Consider the following 18,528-nt stretch of genomic DNA (forward strand, 5'->3'; position numbering starts at 1 on the left):
CGTGGTCAGCGGTCTCGGACTCACCGTCGGCGCCGGGGTCGTCGCCTCCACCCTGCGGCCGTCGGCCGCGCCGGCCAGTCGGCACCAGCACTTCCAGCACGGACTGGCGTCCGGGGACCCGCTGCCCGACGGCTTCGTGCTGTGGACCCGCGTCTCGCCCGCGCCCGACGCCACGCCCGGCTCGGGACGCGGGGGCCCGGCCGACGTGGCCTGGCAGGTGGCGCTCGACGACGGCTTCGCCGACGTGGTGGCGGAGGGCACGGCGAGCACCGACGCCGGACGAGATCACACCGTGAAGCTCGACGTCCGCGCGCTCCGACCCGCCACGACCTACTGGTACCGGTTCACCCACGGACCGGACACGGTCACCGGTCGCACCCGGACCGCCCCGGCCGTCGACGCGGCCGTGGACCGGCTCCGGCTCGGCGTGGTGTGCTGCGCCAACTGGCAGGCCGGCCACTTCGGCGCCTACCGCCACCTGCTCGACCACGACCTCGACGCCGTCGTGCACCTCGGCGACTACCTCTACGAGTACGAGCCCGGTCGCTACTCCCACGGAGCGGACTGGACCGACGTGAGACGCCACGACCCTCCGCACGAGACCGTCACGCTCGAGGACTACCGGCGCCGGCACGCGCAGTACAAGACCGACCCCGACCTGAGCCGCCTGCACGCCGCCCTGCCGATGATCGCCACGTGGGACGACCACGAGGTCGCGGACGGCTGGTTCCCCGAGGGTGCGTACGAGCACGACCCCGCGACCGAGGGCCCCTGGACCCGCCGACGCGACGCCGCGCTGAGGGCCTACGACGAGTGGATGCCGGTGCGACTGTCGGGCACGGCGACGGTCGGCGACGGCACGACGATCCAGCGCCGCTTCCGCTTCGGCAGCCTCGTCGAGCTGACGATGCTCGACCTGCGCAGCCGCCGAGACGAGCGGGTCGAGCCGCGCGACGTCGCCCTCGCCGACGAGCGGCGCACGCTCACCGGCACGGACCAGGAGTCCTGGCTGGCGCAGGGGCTCGCGGCCTCGACCGCCCGGTGGAAGCTCGTCGGGAACCCGGTGATGGTGGCGCCGATGCTCATGCCGCCGCGGCCGCGCGGGGAGGAGCTGGCGCTGCGCGACACGACCGACCCCATGACCTGGGGCTCCCCGGAGCCGAACACCGACACGTGGGACGGCTATCCCGCCGAGCGTCGGCGGCTGCTGCAGGGTCTGGCCGACGCCGGCGTCGGCGACGTGGTGTTCCTCAGCGGCGACGTCCACACGGCGTGGGCCAACGAGGTGGAGCTCGACGGCCGGCCGGTGGCCACGGAGCTCGTGTGCAGCTCGATCACCAGCAACAACGTCGACGACTTCATGGGCACGGCGCCACGCACCGTCTCTCTAGCGATGGAGGAGGCGATCGGTGCGCTCAACCCGCACGTGCGGTTCGTCAACCTCGACGACCACGGCTACAGCGTGGTGGAGCTGACGCCCTCGGAGGCGAGGTGGGAGTGGCACGCCATCAGCGACCGTCGCGATCCCGACGCGTCGTCGCGGTTGCTCGCCGCGCGTCGCGTCCGGTCGGGCTCCGCGCGCGTGCTCCCCGTCTGACGGCGACCCCACGGCGAGGACCACGCGTGAAGGGGCCGGGCCTCGGGAGCCCGACCCCTCCGCACCGCCTGGCGGTCAGTCGTCGTCGGGCTCGCTGCCCTGGTAGACGCGGTCGTCGCCCTTGCCGCCGCTCACGACGTCCTTCGCAGCTCCGCCCTCGACGAGGTCGTTGCCGTCCTGGCCGTAGACCTTGTCGCGGCTCGCGCCACCGTCGAGCTCGTCGCGCCCGGGACCACCGTGCAGACGGTCGTTGCCGGAGTCGCCGTCCACGTCGTCGTTGCCGTACCCGGCGTAGACCAGGTCGGCGCCCGTGCCGCCCTCGACCTCGTCGTTGCCGTAGCCGGAGCAGATGACGTCGTTGCCGCCGTTGCCGTCGATCTCGTCGCTGCCACCGAGGGACACGATCACGTCACGTCCGCGAGTCCCCTCGATCTCGTCGGCCCCGTTCGTGCCGACGATGGTGGCCTTGTAGCCGCCGCAGGAGTACGAGGACGCGGCCTGGGCGGGGGAGGTGACGACGAGGGCGAGCGGGACGACGCCGATGACGGCGGCCGCTGCTGCTGCGAAGGTGGTGCGCTTCATGGTGGTCCTCCAGGAGTGGGATGGGGTGGGGAGCGTCGCCGCTCGACTGCCCTCATCACAGCGACGCACCATGAGGCGGTGATGAGCCGGTCATGAGGGCTCTCTCATGAAGCCCCTGCGGTCGGGGGCAGTGCGGGTTCGCCCTGGACTGGTGGGCCGTGAGAGACTGGCCGGAGGTCCTGCCGCAGGCTCGGAGAGCCAGCGCGACCTCCCGTGCCCGCAGCACGTCACGTGCGGATGCGGCACGCACCCCGACCCCCATCACCGCAGGAGCAGCACGACGTGAAGAGCACCACCGAGTCCCTGAGCCCCACCCGCGTCAAGCTCACGATCGAGGTGCCGTTCGAGGAGTTCCAGCCCAGCCTCGACAAGGCCTACAAGACGATCGGCGCGCAGATCACCATCCCCGGCTTCCGCAAGGGCAAGGTGCCGGCGGCCATCGTCGACCAGCGGATCGGCCGCAGCGCCGTCCTCGACGAGGCCATCAACGGCGCACTGCCCGGCTGGTACAGCGAGGCGCTGCAGCAGGCCGAGATCCAGCCGCTGAGCCAGCCCGAGATCGACCTCACCAAGTTCTCCGACGGTGAGGACATCGAGATCACCGCCGAGCTCGACGTGCGCCCGACGATCGAGCTGCCCGACCTCGCCGCCATCGAGGTCCAGGTCGCCGACGCCGAGGTCACCGACGCCGACGTCGACGAGCAGATCGACGCCCTGCGCGACCGCTTCGCCGTCACGCTGGACGTCGACCGTGCGGCCGCCGACGGCGACGCCGTGACCATCGACCTCGTCGCGCGCGACAAGGACGGTGCCGACATCGAGGGCGCCGACGCCAAGGGCCTGCCCTACACGATCGGCTCGGGCACGCTGCTCGACGGCCTCGACGAGGCGCTCATCGGCCTCGAGAAGGGCGCGACGACGACGTTCTCCACCGAGCTGGTGGGCGGTGAGCTGAAGGGCACGCCGGTCGACGTCACCGTCACCCTCAACGACGTCAAGGAGCGCCAGGTCGCCGACCTGGACGAGGAGTTCGTCCAGACGGCGTCGGAGTTCGACACCGTCGATGAGCTCAAGGCCGACGTCCGCGAGCGTCTCGTGCGCGGCAAGCGCATGGAGCAGGCCGCGGAGGCCCGCGACCTCGTGCTCGAGGAGGTCGTCGGCACGGTCGAGGCGCCGCTGCCCGAGACCGTCGTCGCCGAGGAGCTCCAGGGCCGCCGCGAGCAGATCATGCAGCAGCTCTCGTACGCCGGCATCTCCTTCGACACCTACCTCGAGGACGAGGGCCAGACGGCCGAGGAGTTCGAGGCCGAGCTGGAGCGTCGGGTCCGCGACTCGATCGTCGCCCAGTTCGTGCTCGACCAGGTCGTCGCCGACTCCGAGATCGGCATCGAGAACGACGAGCTGACGCAGCACATCATGCGTCGCGCCCAGGAGTCGGGCGAGGACCCGAACTCCTACATCCAGCACATCATGGAGCACAACCACGTGCCCGAGATGGTGAGCGAGGTGCTGCGCGGCAAGGCGCTCGCCACCCTCATGCAGCAGGCCACGGTCAAGGACGCTTCCGGCACCGTGCTCGAGCTCGGCAAGCTGCGCGCCGACGGCTCGATCGCCGACGACGAGGTCGAGACGAACGACGAGTCCGCCGACGCCGAGTCCGAGGCCTCCGAGGAGTCCGACAAGGCCTGACGCGACGTCGTCCGACGCCGGCCCGGCGCCCCCTGGGGGTGCCGGGCCGTCGTGCGTCCGGGTCCGGTCCGGTGGGTCGGCCGGGAAATCGCTGAGAACCTCACCACTCCCGGTTCCCATCGCGTCCGGATACCGGCAGTATGTAGACATGTCCGGCACACCTGCACGCACCACCGACGTGGCAGCGCTCGCGCTCGACCACCTCGACCGGTTGGTCGTGGGCACGGTCCGCGAGGTGCACCAGGCGGCTGCGGCGCGGGCGTTCCGCGCCACGCGGGTCGTGGGCGGACGGGTCCCGGAGTCGTTGCACGACGCGGTCGTGACCTCGGTCTACGGCGCGGTGTCGGGGGTGCTGAGGGTCGGCAGCGGCACGGTGCGCGCCCTCTCCGCGCGGGGCGTGGGGTCGCCGGTCGAGTCCAGCCGGTTCGGCCGCAGCGTCGTCGCCGCCGTCAACGGGCTCATCGGCGACGAGCTGCGCATGCTCGACGACCCCCAGGCGATCGTCATGTCGGTGCGCGTCGACGGGGAGGACCTCCCGGTCACCGAGTGGCAGGTCGCCGAGGCCTTCCGGGGTGCCTCCAGCCACCTCGTGGTGTTCCTGCACGGTCTGTGCGAGGACGACGAGTCGTGGGACCTGGGCTCGAAGGTCAGCGGCTCCACCTACGCGTCGCGGCTCACCACCGAGACCGACGCGACGCCGGTCATGGTCCGGTACAACACCGGCCTGCACATCTCCGAGAACGGCAAGCACCTCGACGCACTGCTCACCCAGCTCGTCGACGTCTGGCCCACCGCCGTCTCGCGCATCACCCTGGTCGGCCACTCCATGGGTGGCCTGGTCGTGCGGGCCGCGACCAACCACGCCACCGCGGGCGGCAAGACGTGGCAGCACCTCGTGCGAGACGTCGTCTGCCTGGGCACGCCGCATGCCGGCGCCAACCTCGAGAAGGTCGCCCACCTCGGGTCGTCCGTGCTCCGGTTCCTGCCGGAGTCGCGTCCGTTCAGCACCATCCTCGACACCCGGTCCGCGGGCATCGTCGACCTGCGCCACGGCTACATCTCCGCCGACGAGTGGGAGGGTCAGGACCTCACCCGCGCCTGGGGCCTCGACCGCATCGCCGCGGCGCCGCTCCCGCACGCCGAGTACCACTTCGTGGCCGGCACGCTCGGTGCCACGCAGCGGCACGCCGTGAGCGCGGTGCTCGGCGACCTGCTGGTGCACTTCTCCTCGGCCACCGGTGTCGGACGCACCGGCCCGGTCGTCGAAGGCGCCCGTTTCGAGTACGTCCCGAGCGCCCACCACTTCGCCCTGCTGAACCACCCGACGGTCGGCGACTGGATCGTCGAGTGGGTGCGCGCCGGTCACCGTCCCGTGCGTGCCCTCTCCGCCTCCGGTCGCGCCTAGGCCCGGGCCCCTCGTCCCTCTTCGAACGACCCACCCCGCCCCCGCACCACCCTCTGGAGGACCACCGTGCCGAACCGCAGCCTGATCGAGGACTCCGTCGAGATCGACGCGACACCCGCCGCCGTCTGGGCCGTCGTGTCCGACCTCAAGCGCATGGGGGAGTGGAGCCCGCAGTGCAAGAAGATGATCATCCGCGGAGGCGAGGTCAAGCAGGGCGCCCGCACCATCAACGTCAACCGCCAGGGCTGGAAGGTGTGGCCCACGCGCTCGTACGTGAAGGTCTTCGAGCCCGAGCGTGAGCTGGCGCTCAAGGTCGCCGAGAACGGCACGGTCTGGACGTACCGCCTGGAGGCGCTCGACGGTGGCCGCACCCGGCTGACGGAGTCGCGCACCGCCCCGAACGGTGTCTCGAACCTCTCGAACCTGCTCACCAAGCACGTCCTCGGCGGCACCGACGCGTTCGAGACCGAGCTCGAGCAGGGCATCGCGCACACGCTCCGGCGGATCAAGTCCGAGGTCGAGCGGACCGCCCGTGCCGCCTGAGTTCCCGAGCCAGGGTCTGCCGCCCCTCGAGGCGGAGGTCGTCGTCGCCGCTCCGGTCGAGACCGTGTGGACCCTGCTGTCGGACCTGCGCTCGATGAGCGAGCGCAGTCCCGAGACCGTACGGATGTTCATCGCTGCTGCGCCGAAGGTCGGCTCGCGCGGCCTGAACGTCAACCGCAAGGGTGCCGTCGTCTGGCCCACGACGACCCGCATCACCCGGTGGAAGCCGCCGACCCACGACGGTTCGGCAGCCCTGGCGTTCCACGTGGGCCCGACCGACGTGGAGTGGTCCTACGAGCTGACGCCCGAGGGTTCCGGCACGCGCGTCGTCGAGCGTCGCACGGCCCTGCCGCGCGCAGGCCTGACCGTGCGGCTGGCGGGGAAGTGGTTCATGGGCGGCGCCGAGAACCACGACGTCGACCTGCTCGACGGCATGCACCGCACCCTCGAGGCCCTACGTCGCGACGCGGAGGCGCTGGGCTGATCGAGGCCCACTGACACCGATCCGCCCGGGTCGGTGTCAGTGGCATGGGCGTGCGAGGAAATCCACGTCAGTATGTCAGGACATGGGCTTGACGTAGGCCTGTGAGCGCGCCCACACTAGGGACGTCCCTCTTTGTCACGACAAATGACGCCCCTGTTGAAAGGACATCGCCCGATGTCGACCACCGCTTCCGTCCGCACGCGTGTCGCGGGCGCTCCCATCTCGTGGGGCGTCTGCGAGGTTCCCGGTTGGGGCCTGCAGCTGCCCGCCGACCGAGTCCTCGGCGAGATGCGCGAGCTGGGCCTGACCGCCACCGAGTTCGGTCCCGACGGCTTCCTGCCGGACGAGCCCGTCGAGAAGGCGGCCTTCCTCGAGCAGTACGGCCTCGCCGCCGTCGGCGGGTTCCTGCCCGTCGTGCTGTTCGACGCCGACCACGACCCGCTGCCCGAGGTCGACCGCTTCATCGACGCCTGTCTCGCGTCCGGTGCGGGCGTCGTGGTGCTGGCCGCGGCCACCGGCCAGGAGGGCTACGACGCACGTCCCGTGCTCGACGACGTGCAGTGGAAGACGCTGAACGCGAACCTCGACCGCATCGCCGACCACGCCGTCTCGCGCGGCGTCGTGGCCGTGATCCACCCGCACATGGGCACCATCGTCGAGAACGCCGCCGACGTGCAGCAGGTCCTCGACGGCTCGCACATCGGCCTGTGCGTCGACACCGGTCACCTGGCCGCCGCCGGCGCCGACCCCGTCGCCATCACCCTCGCCAACCTCGACCGCGTGGGCCACGTCCACCTCAAGGACGTCGATGCCGAGAAGGCCGCCCGCGTCGTGGCCGGCGAGGTCACCTTCTCCGACGCCGTCGCCGACGGCATGTGGCAGGTCCTGGGCCGCGGCTCGGTCGACGTCGCCGCCATGGTGAGCGCCCTCGAGGGTCACGGCTACACCGGCTGGTACGTGCTCGAGCAGGACCTCATGCTCACCGACGGCGAGCCCGAGGGCGAAGGTCCGGTCGCCGACGTGCGCCGCTGCCTCGCCTACGTGGAGGGCCTGCTGGCCTGACCCGCCCCGACCCCCTGACGGACGGGCCCCGCGCAGCTGCGCGGGGCCCGTCCGTCGTGGTGGGACCGCCGCGGCGGAGCCGGGAGACGCAGGATTCTGTCTTCGTGAGTGCGAGCCCGAACGATGCTGCGTTCGAGGCGGGATCCGGACACGAACGCAGCATCCTCGGGCGTTCCCTGGAGGAACGCAGAACCTTGCGTCGCTCGGCCGCACCCGGCGACCTCGGGCGCCCCGAGCGCGCGAGCGGTGGGACGCAGGATTCTGCCTTCGTGGGCGCGAGCCCGAACGATTCTGCGTTCGTGGCTGGATCCGGACACGAACGCAGAATCCTCGAGCCAACCGTGCACGAACGCAGAATCTTGCGTCGCCCGGCCGCACTCGGCGATCTCGGGGTGGCCCGGGCGCGTCCGCTCCGTCGAGGCCCTTTCGGAGACCAGGTCCGACGAGAGCCGCGGCGGCGCAGCACGACCCCGAGCGAGAGCCGCGGCGGCGCAGCACCACCCCAGGCGGGAGCAGCGGCAGCGCAGCACGACCCCGAGCGAGAGCCGCGGCGGCGCATCCTCCGTCGAGCCGGCGCGAGCCCGGGAGGTGCTCCCACCACCGACGAAGGGCCCCGACCGTGAGGTCGGGGCCCTTCGCCGTGCGGTGGCAGCCGCAGGTCGGTGGAGCGTCAGGCGCGCCGGGTCGCGCGCTGCGTCAGGCGTGCGGTGTCACGCGTTCAGCGTCACGCGTTCAGCGTCACGCGTTCTGGGGGAAGCCCAGGTTGATGCCGCCGTGGCTGGGGTCGAGCCAGCGCGAGGTGACGACCTTGCCGCGGGTGAAGAAGTGCACGCCCTCGGTGCCATGAGCGTGGGTGTCGCCGAACAGGCTGTTCTTCCAGCCGCCGAAGGAGTAGTACGCCATGGGCACGGGGACCGGCACGTTGATGCCGATCATGCCGACCTCGACCTCGTTCTGGAAGCGCCGGGCGGCGCCGCCGTCGTTGGTGAAGATCGCGGTCCCGTTGCCGTAGGGGTTGCTGTTGATGAGCTCCAGGGCCTCCTCGTAGGAGTCGACGCGCAGCACCGAGAGCACGGGGCCGAAGATCTCCTCGGTGTAGATGCTCATGTCGCGGCTCACGTGGTCGAACAGGGTGGGGCCGACGAAGAAGCCCTCACCGGCGGCGTCGACCTCGGGGTTGCGGCCGTCGACCACGAGCGTCGCGCCGGCGGCCTCGCCCGCGTCGACGAAGCCGGCCACGCGGTCGCGCGACTGCGACGTGACGAGCGGGCCCATGTCGCAGCCGCGGGTGCCGTCACCGGTGCGCAGCGCCTCGGCGCGCTCCTTGACCTTGGCGACGAACGTGTCGGCGACGTCACCGACCACCACGGCGGCGGAGATCGCCATGCAGCGCTCGCCCGCGGAGCCGAAGCCGGCGTTGATGGCCTGGTCGGCGGCGAGGTCGAGGTCGGCGTCGGGCAGCACGATCATGTGGTTCTTCGCGCCGCCGAGGGCCTGGACCCGCTTGCCGTGCGCGGTGCCGGTCTCGTAGACGTACTGCGCGATGGGGGTGGAGCCGACGAACGAGACGCTCTTGATGTCGGGGCTGGTGAGCAGACCGTCGACGGCGACCTTGTCGCCGTGCAGCACGTTGAACACGCCGTCGGGCAGACCCGCCTCCTTCCACAGCTCCGCCATCCAGACCGCTGCCGTCGGGACCTTCTCCGACGGCTTCAGCACGACGGTGTTGCCGGCGGCGATCGCGACGGGGAAGAACCACATCGGCACCATCGCCGGGAAGTTGAACGGGCTGATGATCGCGACCGGGCCCAGGGGCTGGCGCACGGAGTGCACGTCGACGTTGGTCGACGCGTTCTCGGTGAAGCCGCCCTTGAGCAGGTGCGGCATGCCGCACGCGAACTCCACGACCTCCTGGCCGCGGGCGACCTCGCCGGCGGCGTCGGAGAGCACCTTGCCGTGCTCGGAGGTGATGATCGCGGCCAGCTCGTCGGCGCGGGCGTTCAGCAGCTCGCGGAACGCGAACATGACCTGGGTGCGGCGGGCGAGCGACGTGTCGCGCCAGGCCGGGAACGCGGCCTTCGCTGCGGCGACGGCTGCGGCGACGTCGTCCTCGGACGCGAACGACACGCTCGACGTGACCTCGCCCGTGGCGGGGTTGGTGACGTCGCCGAAGCGTCCGCTCGTGCCCTCGACGGGCGCGCCGTTGATCCAGTGGTTGACGGTGGTGGCCATGGTGGCTCTTCTCCTCGGTGGTGCAGGTGCTGGTGGGGTGGGGCGGTCGCCTCCGGCGGGGGTGCCGGGATGTGGGCGGCGTCGTGCCTAGGCGCCCGGCGTGGGCGGCGGGGTGAGGTGCAGGTGCTGGTCGGCCTTGGCGGACCGGTAGGTCTCGTAGGCCTGCTGGGTGGACTCGAGGGTGGAGGTCTCGCTGACCGGGACGTCCCACCACGACTCGCTGCTCGGTGCAGGGACGAGCGGGTCGGTCTCGACGTGGATGACGGTGCTCGTCGGCGACTCCTTGGCCGCGGTGACGGCCTTGCCGAACGCCCCGGCCGAGTCCACGCGCACGACCTCGACGCCGAGGCTCTCGGCGTTCGCCGCGAGGTCGACGGGGAGCTTCTCCCCGTCGAGCCGGCCGGATCCCTCCGCGCGGTAGCGGTAGCGGGTGCCGAAGCGCTGCGAGCCGAGGCTCTCCGACAGCGAGCCGATCGAGGCGTAGCCGTGGTTCTGCACGAGCACGACGATGATCTTCACGCCCTCCTGCACCGCGGTCACGAGCTCGGTGGCCATCATCAGGTACGAGCCGTCGCCGACCATGACGAAGACGTCGCGATCTCCACGCTCGGCCATCGCGGCACCGATCCCGCCGGCCACCTCGTAGCCCATGCAGGAGTAGCCGTACTCCACGTGGTAGCCCTTGCTGTCGCGCGTGCGCCACAGCTTGTGCAGGTCGCCGGGCATCGAGCCGGCGGCGCAGAGCACCACGTCGCGCGGGTCGGACAGCTCGTTCACCAGGCCGAGCACCTCGCCCTGCGTGGGCAGGCCGCCCGCACCGCGGTCGGGCGTCTCGGGCACGTAGGTTGCCTCGACGGTGGCGTCCCAGTCGGCCGCGAGGCGCTGGTACTCCTCGACGTAGGCGTCGTCGACGCGGTGGCCGTCGAGCGCCACGCGCAGGGCGTCGAGCGTCTCGCGGGCGTCGGCCGTGATCGCGAGGCCGGACTGCTTCACCGAGTCGATCGCCGCGACGTTCACGTTCACGAAGCGCACGCCCTCGGCCTGGAACGCCGTGCGGCTGGCGGTGGTGAAGTCGGAGTAGCGGGTGCCGACGCCGATGACCAGGTCGGCGTCGCGGGCGATCGCGTTCGCGGCCGTCGTGCCGGTGGAGCCGATGGCACCCAGGCACTGCGGGTGGTCGTACACGAGGGTGCCCTTGCCGGCCTGGCTCTGGCCGACGGGGATCCCGGTGGCCTCGCTGAAGGCCGCCAGCGCCTCGGTGGCCTGGCTGTAGTGCACGCCGCCGCCGGCGACGAGCACCGGACGCCGTGCCGAGCGGATCGTCTCGGCGGCGACGTCGACCAGCGAGCGCTCGGGCACCGGGCGAGCCACGTGCCACACGCGCTTCTCGAACAGCTCGACCGGCCAGTCGTGGGCCTGTGCCTGCACGTCCTGCGGGAAGCAGATCGTGACGGCTCCGGTCTCGGCCGGGTCGGTGAGCACCCGCATGGCCGCCAGCAGCGCCGACGGCAGCTGCTCGGGGCGCCACACACGGTCGAAGTAGCGCGACACGGCGCGGAAGGTGTCGTTGACGGTGACGTCGCCGGACTGGGGGAGCTCGAGCTCCTGCAGCAGGGGCGAGGCGCTGCGGTCGGCGAACGTGTCGGCGGGGAGCAGCAGCACGGGGAGCCGGTTGATCGTCGCCAGCGCGGCGCCGGTGACCATGTTCGTCGCGCCCGGCCCGACGCTCGTCGTCACGGCCCAGGTCTGCAGCCGGTCCTTCTGCCGGGCGTACGCCACGGCCGAGTGCACCATGGCCTGCTCGTTGCGGCCGAGCACGTAGGGGAGCAGGTCGGGGTCCTCGAGCTCGGCCTGGAGCAGTGCCTGACCGAGGCCGGCCACGTTCCCGTGGCCGAAGATGCCGAACGCCCCGGCGAACAGCTTGTGCTCCACGCCGTCGCGCTCGGAGTACTGCGCGCCCAGGAACGCGATGGTGGCCTGCGCGACGGTGAGCCGTCGGGTCTGCGTCATGTCAGTCGCCTTCGGTGAGTCGGGGGTCGATCTCCTGGTGCTCCCAGGTGGACCTGACCCAGGTCTGGTCGGGGTGGTCGCTGATGAGCCACGCGCGCTCGGCGCCCGGTCCGGCCATGACGTTCAGGTAGTACATGTCGTGGCCGGGGGCCGCGGTGCACGGTCCGTGCCACCCGTGGGGGACGAGCACGGTGTCGCGGTCGCGCACCTCGTGCAGCACGTCGATCTCGCCCGCGGGCGTCGAGCTGGTGCGGTGGAAGCCGAGACCGGGCTGGCCCTGCGGCCCGTCCTGCACCTCGAAGTAGTAGATCTCCTCGAGGGCGGACTCGTGCTCGGACTCCTCGTCGTGCTTGTGCGCCGGGTAGCTGGACCAGTTGCCGCCCGGGGTGATGACCTCGCAGGCGATGATCGACCCGGCGTCGAGGACGCCCACGGTGCCGAAGTTCCGCACCTGGCGGCTGCTCTGCCCGGCCCCGCGCAGCTCGACGGGGACCTCGGCCGCCGGCAGGTGCCGGGCGGGCAGGACCACGTCGGTCGTGGCACCGCAGACCGCGAAGCGACCACCGTCGGCCGACGTCAGCGTGACGGCGGCGTCGAGCGGTGCGTAGAGCACGTCGGTGGGTCCGGCGAACACGTCGGAGCGCCCGGTGAGGGTGAAGGTCTCCCCGTCGGCGGTGCTGCCGACGGTCACCTCGGTGCTGCCGGACAGCGGCACGACCAGCAGCTCCTGGCCGGGTGCGGCCACGGTGCGGCTCTCGCCGGCGGCCAGCGTCACGGTCCACAGGCTGGTGTGCGACCAGCCCTCCCGCTCGCCCGCGACGACGGCGAGGTCGAAGCCGTCGCCGGCGCCCTCGCCGGCGGGTACGACCCAGTCGGTCGCCGCCCGCGGCCCGGCACCCCCGCCGGTGTCCGAGGGGGTCACCGGACGAGTCCCACGGCCGTGTCGACGGCGCCGGCGACGTCGTCGTCGTGGGGGAAGAGCATGGTGCGGCCGACCATCAGGCCACGGACCCCGGGCTGGGCCAGGGCCTGCTCCCAGCTGCGGTAGACCGTCTCGGGGTGGCCGGTCGGGTCGCCGCCCAGCAGCAGCGTGGGCAGCGTCGTGGACCGCATGACGCGCTCCATCTCCTCCACCACGGGCAGCTTGAGCCAGGTGAAGGCGCTCGCGGCACCGAGCCCCTGGGCGATGGCCACGGACTTGATGACGGCGTCGGGGGAGAGGTCGTTCACGACCTTGCCGTCGCGCCGGCTCGACATGAACGGCTCGACCATGGCCACGACCTCGGCGCGGTTGAGCTCGGTGATGGCGGCCGCCTGGGTCTCCAGCGTGCGCAGGGTGCCCGGGTCGTCCAGGTCGATGCGGGTCAGCATCTTGGCGCCCTCGAACCCGGCGTCGATCGTGCCCCGCACGTCGTAGCCCGTCATGCGGTCGTCCATCTCGTAGGACGAGCCGGCGAGGCCCCCACGGTTCATGGAGGTGAAGACCACCTTGTCCTCGAGCGCGCCGAGCAGCAGCAGGTCCTCGAGCACGTCGGCCGTCGCGAGCACGCCGTCGACGCCGGGACGGCCGAGCGCGGTGACCAGACGGGCGAGCACCTCGTGACGGTCGGCCATCGCCGTCGGGTTGCCCGTCGCGGCGAGGGCACCGCGGGCGGGGTGGTCGCACGCGACGATCATCAGGCGTCCGTCGGCCGGCAGCAGCGGCCGACGACGGCGCGAGCTCAGCAGCTTCGTGACGCGTTGGGGATCGTGCGCCCGGACCTCGCGCAGCGCGGCGATGTCGGCGACGAAGGGGGTCGTCGGGTCCTGGGGGGTGGGGGACATGCGGGTCACGACTCCTGCGGGAAGCGCTCTCGGACGAGCTCGTCGATCTCGTCCTGGGTGGGCATGGCGGTCGAGCACTCGAGGCGCGACGCGACGATCGCGCCGGCGGCGTTGGCGTTGCGCAGCAGCTGCTCCAGCGGGAGGCCCGCCAGCAGGCCGTGCACGAGCGAGCCGCCGAAGCTGTCGCCGGCGCCGAGGCCGTTGACCGGCTCGATGAGGATCGGCGGGGACTCGACCCGCTCGTGGCGGGTCTTGGCGAGCACGCCCTTCGGGCCCTGCTTGACCACGGCGAGCTCCACGCCCGCGTCGAGCAGGGCGTCGGCGGCGCGGTCGGGGTCGGTCTCGCCGACCGCGACCTCGCACTCCTCGCGGTTGCCGACCGCGACGCTCACGTGGGGCAGCATCTTCTGCACCTGGACCGTGGCGTCCGCGGGGTCGGACCAGAACATGGGGCGGTAGTCGAGGTCGAGCACGGTGTGGTGCCGATCCTGACGTGCCGAGCCGTCATGCCGCCCGTGGCCCGGCACCCCCGCCGAGGAACGTGCCTCGAGCATCGCGAGCTGCGTCGAGCGGCTCGGCTCCTCGCTCATGCCGCTCGTGGTCACCCAGAGCAGGTCCACGGCACGCACGAGCTCGAGGTCGACCTGGTCGACGGTCAGGTTCATGTCCGGGGCGCTGGGCTTGCGGTAGAAGTACAACGGGAAGTCGTCGGGCGGGAAGATCTCGCAGAACGTCACGGGCGTGGCCAGCTCGGGCACGACCACGACGTGCGAGTCGTCGACGCCCAGGTCGCGGAACGCCCGCCGGACGAACCGTCCGAAGGGGTCGTCGCCGACACCGGTGAGCGCAGCCACCCGGTGACCCAGCCGCGCCGCGGCGACCGCGACGTTGGCCGTGGTCCCGCCGAGGAACTTGCCGAAGCTCTCGACGTCCTCGAGACCCACGCCGATCTGCAGCGGGTAGACGTCGACGCCTGCCCTGCCGTAGGTCAGGACCTCGGGGATGGTGCTCATGGCGGCCTCTCTGCCGGGCGGGGTGCGACGTGGACGACGTTACGTTCGTCACGGCGACCATGTCAACTGTTTGTCATGACAAACAAATGTCAGGACATGTATCGCGCTGCGAGCGCGTCGGCGATCAGCGGTCGACCAGCGTCATCTCGAAGGAGTAGCGGTCCGGCCGGTACAGGTGGGTGCCGAACTCCACCGCGTTGCCGGCGTCGTCGTAGGAGGTGCGCTGCATCGTGAGAAGGGGGGCCGAGCGCCGCTCCTCGAGCAGGCGACACTCCCGAGCATCGCCCTTGCGCGCGCCGATGCGCTGCTTGGCCACGCGCATGAGCACGCCGGCGTTGCGCAGGGACTCGTACAACCCCTCCCGCTCGAGGTCGACGGTGTCGAGGTCGAGCACCTCGACCGGCAGGTAGTTGTGCATGAGCGCGAGCGGGGCGGACCCGACGAACCGGACCCTCTCGAGCGACCAGATCTCGGCGCCGACGTCCACCCGCAGCTCGTTGGCGAGCTCCTCGGTGGCCGGGATGCGCTCGTAGGACTCGACCTTGGTGTGGGGCTCCTGGCCGGCCGCCCGCAGGTCGTCGTGCAGGCTCGTCAGCTCGACGGAGCGGCTGATCTTGCCGTGCACGACCTGGGTGCCGACGCCGCGCTTGCGCACCAGCATGCCCTTGTCGACGAGCACCTGGATCGCCTGGCGCACGGTGGGCCGCGAGAGGCCGAGGTGGCCGGCGAGGCTGATCTCGTCGCTGATCCTGGCGCCGGCACCCAGGTGGCCGTCCAGGATGGCGCGCTCGAGCTGCGCGGCCACCTGGAAGTACAGGGGAACCGGGCTGGAGCGGTCGAGCTGGATGTGCTGGGCTGTGTCCGACACGTCAAAGTCCTTCCTTTGTGAGGCCATGCAACACGGCGTGAAACGTTTCGTCAATATGTCTTGACAATGAACCCGTCCCTGCTGTGAAGTGGGGCACACTGTGACGCGTCGCACCAGACGAGGTCACGGAGGGCCTGACCCGCAGGCCCCGAGAACAGGAGAACCCCCGCATGAAGAAGCTCAAGCTCGCCGGCGCGGTCATCGTCGCCGGCGCCCTCCTGGCGGCGTGCAGCGGCACCGGCCAGGAGGACGACACGGCCGAGTCCAAGGACCTCACGTACGCGGTCATCACGCACTCGAGCCCCGGTGACGCGTTCTGGGACCGGGTGAAGAGCGGTGCCGAGCAGGCCGGCAAGGACTACGGCGTCGAGATCAACTACAGCAACGACCCCGACCCGGCCAAGCAGTCGCAGCTGATCGACGGCGCGGTCGCCGACAAGGTCGACGGCATCGTGGTCTCCATGGCCAACCCGGACGGTCTCGAGAGCAGCATCAAGAAGGCCGTCGCCGCGGGGGTCCCGGTCGTCTCGATCAACTCCGGCATCGACCGCTGGCAGGAGTTCGGCGCCATCACCCACATCGGCCAGTCCGAGTCCATCGCCGGCGAGGCCGTCGGCGAGCGTCTCAAGAGCGAGGGCCTGAAGAAGGGCATCTGCGTCGTGCAGGAGGCCGGCAACGTCGGTCTGGAGGAGCGCTGCAAGGCTGCGGCCGGCACGTTCGGCGGCGACATGGAGAACCTCCAGGTCGACGGCACCGACGACAACGCGGTCACCTCGACCATCACCTCCAAGCTGCAGGCCGACTCCGACATCGACGTCGTCCTGACGCTCGGTGGCCAGTACGCGATCGACGCCGTCTCGGCCGTCGACGCGGCCGGCAGCGACGCCACCGTCGCGACGTTCGACCTCTCGGCCGACGTGGTGAAGAACATCGAGGACGGCAAGATCCTGTTCGCCGTCGACCAGCAGCCCTACGTCCAGGGCTTCCTGGGTGTCACGACGCTCTACCTCAAGAGCATCAACGGCAACGACGTCGGCGGCGGCCAGCCGATCAACTCCGGCCCCGCCTTCGTCACGAAGGACAACGCGGCCGACGTCGCGAAGTTCGCCGAGGACGGCACGCGCTGACGCAGCGGTCACGGGCGGGGGCCCGAGAGGACGCACCGACGTCGTCCGGGCCCCCGCCGCCCACCCTCCACGAAAGGCATCCACACCATGACGACAGCCTCCGTCGCCGATGAACGCGTCGCGAAGACGTCGACGCTGACCAAGCTCCTCAAGCGACCCGAGATCGGCGCGCTGGTCGCCGTCATCGTCATCTTCAGCTTCTTCGCGCTGACCACCAGCGCCTTCGCCACCTCCAGCGGAGCCAGCACCTGGCTGCGCTCGGCCTCCACGATCGGCATCATGGCCGTCGCCGTGGCCCTGCTCATGATCGGCGGGGAGTTCGACCTCTCGGCCGGCGCGATGACCGGGTTCACCGGGCTCGCGGTCGGCATCCTCTGCACGGAGTACGGCCTCAACATCTGGGCCGCGATCGTCGTCTCGCTGGCCCTCGCGCTGGCGGTCGGCTTCTTCAACGGCGTGATCGTCATGCGGACGGGGCTGCCGAGCTTCATCGTCACGCTCGGCACGTTCTTCGTCCTCCAGGGCATCAACCTCGCCCTCACGAAGGCCCTCACGGGCCAGGTGGCGATCCAGGGCATGGCGCAGGTGCCGTTCTACGACCAGCCGAAGGCGATCTTCGGCTCGTCGGTCGACATCGCGGGCGGTGCGGTCTTCGCGTCCGTCTGGTGGTGGCTGGCCATCACCGCCGTGGCCACCTGGGTTCTGCTGCGCACGCGCGTCGGCAACTGGATCTTCGCGGTCGGAGGCGCCCAGGTCTCCGCACGCCAGGTCGGTGTGCCGGTCTTCAAGACCAAGGTCGGGCTCTTCATGACCACGGCCGGTGCCGGCTGGCTCGTCGGCATGCTGCTGCTGTTCACGACGTCGACCGTGCAGTCCAACACGGGTGTCGGCCAGGAGTTCATCTACATCATCTGTGCCGTCGTCGGCGGGTGCTTGCTCACGGGCGGCTACGGCTCGGCGATCGGCGCTGCCTTCGGCGCGCTGATCTACGGCATGGCGAACCAGGGCATCGTCTACTCGGGCTGGGACAACAACTGGCTCCGGGCGTTCCTCGGCATCATGCTGCTGGGAGCGGTCCTCCTCAACGAATGGGTACGCAAGCGAGCGGAGCTGTCCCGATGAGCAAGAAGTCCACGGAGTCCACCGTCACGACCACCGAGCCGCCGGCGCGCGGCACGACGATCGTCGAGGTCCAGGACATCGGCAAGCGCTACGGCAACATCATCGCGCTGTCCGACGTCTCCACCACGGTCAAGGCCGGCGAGGTCACCTGCGTGCTGGGTGACAACGGCGCGGGCAAGTCGACGTTCATCAAGATCCTGGCCGGTGCGCACCAGCACACCGACGGGACGCTGGTCGTCGACGGCGAGTCCACGTCGTTCTCGAACCCCCGCCAGGCGCTCGACGCCGGCATCGCGACGGTCTACCAGGACCTCGCCGTCGTGCCGCTCATGCCGGTGTGGCGCAACTTCTTCCTCGGCAGCGAGGTCCGCAAGGGCGTCGCGCCGTTCAAGAAGCTCGACGTCGAGTTCATGAAGAGCACCACGCGCGACGAGCTCGCGGCGATGGGCATCGACCTGCGCGACGTGGAGCAGCCGATCGGCACGCTCTCCGGTGGAGAGCGCCAGTGCGTGGCCATCGCCCGCGCGGTGTACTTCGGCGCCCGGGTCCTGATCCTCGACGAGCCGACGGCCGCCCTGGGCGTCAAGCAGTCCGGTGTGGTGCTGAAGTACATCGCCAAGGCCCGCGAGCGTGGCCTGGGCGTCGTGTTCATCACCCACAACCCGCACCACGCCTACCCGGTCGGCGACCGCTTCATGCTGCTGCGTCGCGGCAAGAGCATGGGTGACTACGCCAAGTCCGAGATCACGCTCGACGAGCTGACCTCGATGATGGCCGGTGGCGCCGAGCTGGAGTCCCTGGCGCACGAGCTGGCCCGCACGATGGGCGACGACAGCGAGATCGCGCAGGAGATGGCCGCCGAGGCCTGACCCTCGACCGCGCGGTCGGCCGGGAGCCAGGGGGACCCGGCCGACCGTGTCGCGCTGTCCGCGCCCGGCGCGCCCCATGCCGGGCCCCACCCGGCACCCAC

Annotated in this window: 16 protein-coding genes; 9 read left to right on the forward strand and 7 right to left on the reverse strand. The window is 71.1% G+C overall.

The annotated features are described in order from the left end of the window. Positions 1-1,597, forward strand: a 1,597-nt coding sequence (locus ASF38_RS10630; protein ID WP_200914500.1) for an alkaline phosphatase, incomplete at its 5' end; no start/stop codon positions are given. A 75-nt stretch (positions 1,598-1,672) separates the two neighbouring features. On the opposite strand, the gene ASF38_RS10635 is transcribed toward ASF38_RS10630, so the two are convergent. Then, the gene (locus ASF38_RS10635) at positions 1,673-2,179 is read right to left on the reverse strand and encodes a calcium-binding protein (protein ID WP_055965009.1); all 507 of its coding nucleotides are present in this window, start codon (positions 2,177-2,179) and stop codon (positions 1,673-1,675) included. 282 nt (positions 2,180-2,461) lie between these two features. Here ASF38_RS10635 and tig point away from each other — a divergent pair, with 282 nt between their 5' ends. The 5 genes from tig to ASF38_RS10660 all read left to right on the forward strand — a co-directional run bounded on the left by tig (position 2,462) and on the right by ASF38_RS10660 (position 7,362). Continuing rightward, positions 2,462-3,868 (forward strand): trigger factor, encoded by a 1,407-nt coding sequence (gene tig, locus ASF38_RS10640; protein ID WP_056575792.1) that lies wholly within the window; start codon positions 2,462-2,464, stop codon positions 3,866-3,868. A gap of 148 nt (positions 3,869-4,016) precedes the next feature. Beyond that, a complete protein-coding gene (locus tag ASF38_RS10645; protein WP_055965015.1) occupies positions 4,017-5,273 on the forward strand; it encodes an alpha/beta hydrolase in 1,257 nt (418 codons plus the stop codon). A 66-nt stretch (positions 5,274-5,339) separates the two neighbouring features. Beyond that, the gene (locus ASF38_RS10650; protein ID WP_056575795.1) at positions 5,340-5,816 is read left to right on the forward strand and encodes an SRPBCC family protein; all 477 of its coding nucleotides are present in this window, start codon (positions 5,340-5,342) and stop codon (positions 5,814-5,816) included. Next, a complete protein-coding gene (locus tag ASF38_RS10655; RefSeq protein ID WP_082480686.1) occupies positions 5,806-6,300 on the forward strand; it encodes an SRPBCC family protein in 495 nt (164 codons plus the stop codon). Before ASF38_RS10650 ends, ASF38_RS10655 begins: the two co-directional genes overlap by 11 nt. Positions 6,301-6,474: 174 nt before the next feature. Next, a complete protein-coding gene (locus tag ASF38_RS10660; RefSeq protein ID WP_055965020.1) occupies positions 6,475-7,362 on the forward strand; it encodes a TIM barrel protein in 888 nt (295 codons plus the stop codon). A gap of 738 nt (positions 7,363-8,100) precedes the next feature. On the opposite strand, the gene ASF38_RS10665 is transcribed toward ASF38_RS10660, so the two are convergent. The 6 genes from ASF38_RS10665 to ASF38_RS10690 form a co-directional block, all read right to left on the reverse strand. Then, entirely contained in the window at positions 8,101-9,594 is a 1,494-nt protein-coding gene (locus tag ASF38_RS10665; protein ID WP_056575799.1) for a CoA-acylating methylmalonate-semialdehyde dehydrogenase, read from the reverse strand. An 87-nt stretch (positions 9,595-9,681) separates the two neighbouring features. Continuing rightward, the gene (gene iolD / locus ASF38_RS10670; RefSeq protein WP_056575802.1) at positions 9,682-11,604 is read right to left on the reverse strand and encodes a 3D-(3,5/4)-trihydroxycyclohexane-1,2-dione acylhydrolase (decyclizing); all 1,923 of its coding nucleotides are present in this window, start codon (positions 11,602-11,604) and stop codon (positions 9,682-9,684) included. 1 nt (position 11,605) lies between these two features. After that, positions 11,606-12,526: a 5-deoxy-glucuronate isomerase gene (gene iolB, locus ASF38_RS10675; RefSeq protein ID WP_056575805.1), complete on the reverse strand. Its 921-nt coding sequence runs from the start codon at positions 12,524-12,526 to the stop codon at positions 11,606-11,608. Beyond that, positions 12,523-13,428 carry a hypothetical protein gene (locus ASF38_RS10680; RefSeq protein ID WP_055966351.1) on the reverse strand — a complete coding sequence of 302 codons (906 nt, stop codon included), beginning with the start codon at positions 13,426-13,428 and terminating at the stop codon, positions 12,523-12,525. The genes iolB and ASF38_RS10680 overlap by 4 nt, the downstream gene beginning before the upstream one ends. Positions 13,429-13,433: 5 nt before the next feature. Beyond that, positions 13,434-14,441: a 5-dehydro-2-deoxygluconokinase gene (iolC, locus tag ASF38_RS10685; protein WP_056575808.1), complete on the reverse strand. Its 1,008-nt coding sequence runs from the start codon at positions 14,439-14,441 to the stop codon at positions 13,434-13,436. Positions 14,442-14,565: 124 nt separating this feature from the next. Then, entirely contained in the window at positions 14,566-15,309 is a 744-nt protein-coding gene (locus tag ASF38_RS10690) for a GntR family transcriptional regulator (protein ID WP_235493001.1), read from the reverse strand. A 170-nt stretch (positions 15,310-15,479) separates the two neighbouring features. Here ASF38_RS10690 and ASF38_RS10695 point away from each other — a divergent pair, with 170 nt between their 5' ends. The 3 genes from ASF38_RS10695 (at position 15,480) to ASF38_RS10705 (ending at position 18,427) form a co-directional block, all read left to right on the forward strand. Continuing rightward, positions 15,480-16,436, forward strand: coding sequence for a sugar ABC transporter substrate-binding protein (locus ASF38_RS10695; protein WP_055965040.1), 957 nt, complete (start codon positions 15,480-15,482; stop codon positions 16,434-16,436). Between the two features lie 87 nt (positions 16,437-16,523). After that, entirely contained in the window at positions 16,524-17,558 is a 1,035-nt protein-coding gene (locus ASF38_RS10700) for an ABC transporter permease (RefSeq protein ID WP_055965043.1), read from the forward strand. Further along, the gene (locus ASF38_RS10705; RefSeq protein WP_056555188.1) at positions 17,555-18,427 is read left to right on the forward strand and encodes an ATP-binding cassette domain-containing protein; all 873 of its coding nucleotides are present in this window, start codon (positions 17,555-17,557) and stop codon (positions 18,425-18,427) included. The genes ASF38_RS10700 and ASF38_RS10705 overlap by 4 nt, the downstream gene beginning before the upstream one ends. Positions 18,428-18,528 lie beyond the last annotated feature (101 nt).

This window comes from Aeromicrobium sp. Leaf272 (assembly GCF_001422865.1).
In the GTDB taxonomy this organism is placed as follows: domain Bacteria; phylum Actinomycetota; class Actinomycetes; order Propionibacteriales; family Nocardioidaceae; genus Aeromicrobium.